The following is a 5,949-nucleotide window of genomic DNA, read 5'->3' on the forward strand; positions in this document are numbered from 1 at the left end:
ACCACTTCACAGTTGGTATCATCGATGACATCTCCAACACACACATCGATGTAACAGAAGAACCCGACCTGTCCGATGAAAGCACAGTATCCTGTAAATTCTGGGGTCTGGGCTCCGACGGTACTGTTGGTGCAAACAAAAACTCCATCAAAATCATCGGTGACCACACAGACAAATACGCACAGGCTTACTTCGAATACGATACAAAGAAATCCGGTGGTATCACAAGATCTCACCTGCGTTTCGGTGACACACCTATCCGTTCCAGCTACCTGGTAACAAAGAACGCAGACTTCGTTGCTTGTCATAACCAGTCCTACATGGAAAAATATGATATCGTTTCCGAAATCAAACCCGGCGGTACATTCCTGCTGAACTGCGCATGGGATGCTGCTGAACTGGATGCAAACCTGTCCGCTGACGTGAAAAAATATATCGCTAACAACGATATCAACTTCTACACAATCGACGCGATCAAAATCGGTAAAGAAATCGGTCTGGGTAACAAAACCAATGCCATCCTGCAGTCCGCATTCTTCAAACTGGCTAACATCATCCCCGTTGATGATGCAGTAAACTACATGAAAGCCGCGATCGTGAAATCCTACGGCAAAAAAGGTGAAAAAGTTGTTAACATGAACTATGCTGCTGTTGACGCAGGTCTGAGCGGTCTGGTAAAAGTTGACGTTCCCGCTGAATGGAAAAACGCTGAAGATAAAGCAGTAGATAAAGAAGCAATCAAAAAAGTTCTGCCCGAATTCGTAGAAAAACTGATGGTACCTATGAACGCTCTGAAAGGCGATCTGCTGCCTACATCCGTATTCGCAGGCAGAGAAGATGGTACAGCTCCTCTGGGCACATCCGCTTACGAAAAACGTGGTGTTGCTATCGACGTTCCCGAATGGATCGCTGACAACTGTATCCAGTGTAACCAGTGTTCCTATGTATGTCCTCACGCTGCAATCAGACCTTTCCTGCTGACAGATGAAGAAGCTCAGAACGCTCCCGAATCCTACAAAGTTCTGGATGCCATCGGCGCCGGCGACATCAAACAGTACAAATTCCGTATGCAGGTAGATCCACTGGATTGTCAGGGTTGTGGTGTCTGCGTAACAGCTTGCCCCGCGAAAGAAAAAGCTCTGGTAATGAAACCTCTGGATACTCAGATGCCCGAACAGGCTAACTGGGACTTCTCTCTGGAACTGTCCGATAAAGTTAACCCTATGAACAAATTCTCCGTAAAAGGCTCTCAGTTCGAACAGCCTCTGCTGGAATTCTCCGGCGCATGTGCTGGTTGTGGCGAAACAGCTTACGCAAAACTGATGACTCAGCTGTACGGTGACAGAATGTACCTGGCAAACGCAACAGGCTGTACACAGGCTTGGGGTGCTGCTGCTCCTTGTGTTCCTTACACAACAAACAAAGAAGGCTGGGGTCCCGCATGGTCCAACTCCCTGTTCGAAAACAACGCTCAGTTCTCCGTTGGTATGGTACTGGCAGTTGAACAGCAGAGAGAACGCATCGCGATGAAAGTAAAAGACCTGCTGGCTCTGACAGAAGGTACAAAATTCGCAGTTGCTGCTCTGACATGGCTGGAAAACTATGAAGACGGCGACAGATCCAAAGCTGACTCCCGCGCACTGCTGGCTGCTCTGGACACACTGGAAGTGGAAGGTGATGCAGTGGAACTGAAAGCATACATTCAGGATAACAGCGAACACCTGACAAAGAAATCCATGTGGATGTACGGCGGCGACGGCTGGGCATACGATATTGGTTACGGCGGTCTGGACCACGTTCTGGCTTCCGGTCGTGACGTAAACGTTCTGGTTGTAGATACAGAAGTATACTCCAACACAGGCGGTCAGTCCTCCAAAGCTACACCTATCGGTGCTGTGGCACAGTTCGCAGCAGGCGGTAAACCCACAGTGAAAAAAGACCTGGGTGCTCTGGCAATGAGCTACGGTTATGTATATGTGGCTCAGGTAGCTCTGGGTGCAGACCCTAACCAGCTGATCAAAGCACTGAAAGAAGCAGAAGCTTACAAAGGTCCTTCCCTGATCATTGCTTACGCTCCTTGTATCAACCACGGTATCTCCAAGGGTATGGCAAACTCTCAGCTGGAAGCAAAACTGGCTGTTCAGTCCGGTTACTGGCACCTGTACCGCTTCAATCCTGATCTGAAGAAAGAAGGCAAGAACCCCTTCATTCTGGATTCCAAAGAACCTTCCATGGATCTGAACGAATTCCTGATGGGCGAAGTTCGTTACGCTTCCCTGGTTCGTACCTTCCCCGAAACAGCTGAAGTACTGCTGAAAGAAGCAGAAGTTCAGGCGAAAGAAAAATACGAATCCTACAAAAAAATGGCTGAAATGTAATCCAGTGTAACGAAAATTACATTTTATAAAAAAGAACGCAAGGCGGTGCATTTGCACCGCCTTTTCTTTTTGTCAGAAAAAGTCTTACAATTTTCTTTCAATTTGCAAAACCCCCTTTCTTACGGGAAACGCCTGTGATATACTGAAACCCGAGAGAAAAGTACCAAAGGAGGAACCACCATGAAAAAGAAATTACTGACATTACTGGCTATGGCAGCCATTGGCGCGGCACTGGTGACAGGCTGCGGCGGCAGCGACAATACCGTTGCTCCCGAAGATTCTGTTGCAGCCACCATCACGGTAGAGGACGAAAGCCTGCCCCCTCTGGATGCAGAACTGCAGCAGCTGTACGCCGATGCCTATAAAATCTACTATCAGACAAACCTGGCAAAATTCGACTATGATGCGGAAGATATCTTCGAAAAAGACGGTTTCGAATATTACCGCATCACAGACAGCCGTTTCAAAACCTATGATGATTTCCGCGCATATCTGCTGCAGTATTTCACAGAACAGTTTGTGGATAACAGCATCCTGAGCCCCGAAAACATCATGTATACAAAGGGCGACAACGGCGGCCTGTATTTCCTGGGTGCCGGCAGAAGCACAAATCCCTTCTATGTAGGCCATACCTTTGCCATGGATAAAGAAGGCGAAGACGAAATGGGCTTCAAGGCAACGGCTTATTACACCAACAGCGGCGAACCCTACGAAGGGGAATACACCTATGAAGCACCTGCTGACATGGAAAACTACACCACACAGGAATTCCTGTTTGTGCTGTGGAACGAAGACGGTGCATGGAAATTCAACACATTCCATCTGTTCTTCTAAGACTTTCGCGTACGAAAAAAGACTCGAGAATTTCTCGAGTCTTTCTTTTTATTTATTTTGTCTTCTTTTCTGATCCAGATAAATCACTGCCAATGCAGCCACAACGGCAGCAATGCGGGTGATCTCTCGTCCATCCCGAGGAGCCTTGGGTTTTGCAGATTCCGACAGAGTAAATTCCAGTTCCCCATCGGGAAGGCCATCCAGCGAAGTCTGATAGCCCGTTTCTGTTTTTTCAAAACTGAAATCTCCGCCGCTTTCCGTCATGTAATAAGGGGTATTGACCACAATATCCAGCGTACCAAACTCTGCCCATGTTTTGGCAGGGGAAAGCAGATAGCTGTATGTGTAAACAGGCGGCTCATACCGCACATTCATATCGGGATAGATGGGGGCTGTCACGGTATTGACGATGGTTCCCCCGGCGGGAATGAAAATTTCATATTCATACCACCGCAGCAGGTCATCCGCCCGCAGACTGCCTGTATATTCAAAACTGCCAAGAATACCAAAATCCCATTCGTTATTTTTCAAACTTTGGGTCATGGCATTATACCAGTCATGCCGGAGAACCGTGGCATTTTCCTCCCAGTCTGCGAAAACAAAATCCTCATAGGTTGCCGTTTCTGTGCTGACAGGGGTCAGCGTATAGTCAAAGGGCGTGTCCTCCGCGCCATTTTCCGAGAACCATTGCGGTTCTTCTTCCAGCGGTTTACCAAAGACATACAGTTCGATGCTGTCGCCATTTTCCACCCAGCGGGTCACGGCGATCTTATCCTCTTTATTTTCGCCGCCAGACTGATCCAGCAAAAGCAATTTCCTCTCTGCTTCGTCACCACTCCACCAGAAGCCCAGCCGTGCCGCCTGAAATTTCTCTTCATCGATACCGCTGATTTCCCATGTATATTTGGTTACAGGCAGATCGAAATGAAAAAAGTCGTCCTCCATGTAGCCATCGCGGAGGTTCGGCAGGTCTTTTTCCAGCTGAAATTCCTCTCCCTGATAAAACAGGGTATGGCGGACGGTGCTTTCGATGGGCTTGCCATCCACCAGCACATCATATTTTTCCCCATCAGGGGCATAGACCCGCTGATCCGTATCGGGGTTAAAATAATAGCCGTAATCGGGGGTCTGCCCAAAGGGGAAGGCCAATTTTGCCGCCACATCGTAATCGGCAGAGTTATGGAAGGTATATTCCGCCGTCACTTTCCCGCTGTAAGCCAGATATGCTTCTTCCTCCGCATAATGCTCCAGAGGAAATTCCTGCAGGTCGAAGGTCAGCTGTTCCTGCTCCACAACAATGGGCGACTGATGTACCACCAGCGGATATTCCGCCCCCGTTACCATGACCTCTGTAGAGGTGATGCCCTGAAAATAAGTCTGAGCGGAATTGGCGAAGGCCGCTGTCGGGGTCAGAAGCAATAAGGTGCTAAGTAGAATGGATATTTTTTTCATGCTGAACACCTCCAAATTTCAGCATTTATTTTTTGCCTGCGATTTTGTTGTCCTTTTCCAGAACGGCCTCAAAAGCCCGTGTCAGGGTCGCTTCAAAGCCATTGGCCTGCAGAGAAGCTACGCCTTCAATGGTAGTACCGCCCGGGGAGCAGACCTGATCCACCAGTGCCATGGGATGTTCCCCGCTTTTCAGCACCATTTTGGCAGAGCCTTCCACTGTTGCCGCCGCAATCTCCAAGGCCTGTTTTTTCGGCATGCCTGCTTTTACGGCCGCACGGGCCAAAGCGTCCATATACAGATATGCAAAGGCTGGAGCAGAACCGGCCAGCACGGTGAAGATGCCGAAATGGTTTTCCTCCACTTCGATGACCGTACCAATGGTTTCAAACATACCGCGGACAATGGCTTTCTGTTCTTCGGTCACATAGCCGTTCACGCACATGCCATTGGTGGCTGCGCCGATCTTTGCGTTGATATTGGGCATGACGCGGGCAATGGGTGTGCCTTCCGGCAGCAGGGATGCCAGATAGTCCAATGGTTTCCCTGCGGCGATGGAAACCACCAGCGGTTTCTTTGCCGCGATTTCTTCTTTCAGTTCAGGCACAACAGCCGCCAGCACATGGGGTTTCACTGCCAGCACCAGTACATCACTCTGGGCAGCCACTTCCTCCGCTGTTTCCACTGCCACTGCACCGCAGGTTTCCGCCAGTTTCCGGGCAGATGTCACAGTTTTGCTGGTCACAAAAATATCCTTGCCGTCATAGCTCTTTGTGCCGATGGTCATGCCTTTGATGATAGCGCCTGCCATATTGCCTGCGCCGATAAAACCAAATTTCATAGAAGTTCCCTCCTTAAAATAAAAAAAGGCCGGCGAAAACCGACCTTTGTGATTTTTTCGATTTCCTGATTTAACGGTACTATAAAAAGTACATTGCTGTCAATTACGGAAATCTTAAAATTCCTGCAATAAAAAAGGGAAACTTTCTTTTCTTAGTGAAAGTTTCCCTTAAACCCTTCAAAGAACCGCCCTGAGGCAATGTTTGCGAGGCCTGCCTCGCGCTCCGCAAGCCTTTAAAAAGGCTTGACCGAAACTCTGCTTTGCCTTCGGCGATATGATTCAATTTTCCCGATTTGAAATTTTAATTTCTGAAAGAAATTGAAATTTCGTATAGGGTTCCAAGGGAATTATTCCCTTGGCAGGGTTTGGGACAGCGTCCCATTAGCAGATGATATTCTGAGGCTGACCATCTTCCCATTTCAGGATATTTTCAGACACGATCTGTGC

General features: G+C 48.5%; 4 protein-coding genes. 2 read left to right on the forward strand and 2 right to left on the reverse strand.

Annotation, left to right across the window (positions count from 1 at the left end; genetic code table 11):
* Both nifJ and ACJMLT_RS02320 read left to right on the forward strand, forming a co-directional pair.
* The coding region (gene nifJ / locus ACJMLT_RS02315) for a pyruvate:ferredoxin (flavodoxin) oxidoreductase (RefSeq protein ID WP_405725981.1) at nucleotides 1-2,378 on the forward strand (2,378 nt) is incomplete at its 5' end.
* 180 nt (nucleotides 2,379-2,558) lie between these two features.
* Entirely contained in the window at nucleotides 2,559-3,212 is a 654-nt protein-coding gene (locus ACJMLT_RS02320) for a hypothetical protein (RefSeq protein WP_405725984.1), read from the forward strand.
* A gap of 48 nt (nucleotides 3,213-3,260) precedes the next feature.
* On the opposite strand, the gene ACJMLT_RS02325 is transcribed toward ACJMLT_RS02320, so the two are convergent.
* The gene (locus ACJMLT_RS02325; protein ID WP_405725991.1) at nucleotides 3,261-4,664 is read right to left on the reverse strand and encodes a hypothetical protein; all 1,404 of its coding nucleotides are present in this window, start codon (nucleotides 4,662-4,664) and stop codon (nucleotides 3,261-3,263) included.
* A 25-nt stretch (nucleotides 4,665-4,689) separates the two neighbouring features.
* A complete protein-coding gene (gene proC, locus ACJMLT_RS02330; protein ID WP_405725994.1) occupies nucleotides 4,690-5,502 on the reverse strand; it encodes a pyrroline-5-carboxylate reductase in 813 nt (270 codons plus the stop codon).
* Nucleotides 5,503-5,949 lie beyond the last annotated feature (447 nt).

This window comes from Anaerotignum sp. (assembly GCF_045122575.1).
Taxonomy (GTDB): domain Bacteria; phylum Bacillota; class Clostridia; order Lachnospirales; family Anaerotignaceae; genus Anaerotignum_A.

Bases quoted from the DNA above. Each gene is read 5' to 3' on its own strand.
- ACJMLT_RS02320 (WP_405725984.1), top strand. From the start codon at position 2,559: ATGAAAAAGAAATTACTGACATTACTGGCTATGGCAGCCATTGGCGCG.
- ACJMLT_RS02325 (WP_405725991.1), bottom strand. From the start codon at position 4,664: ATGAAAAAAATATCCATTCTACTTAGCACCTTATTGCTTCTGACCCCG.
- proC (WP_405725994.1), bottom strand. From the start codon at position 5,502: ATGAAATTTGGTTTTATCGGCGCAGGCAATATGGCAGGCGCTATCATC.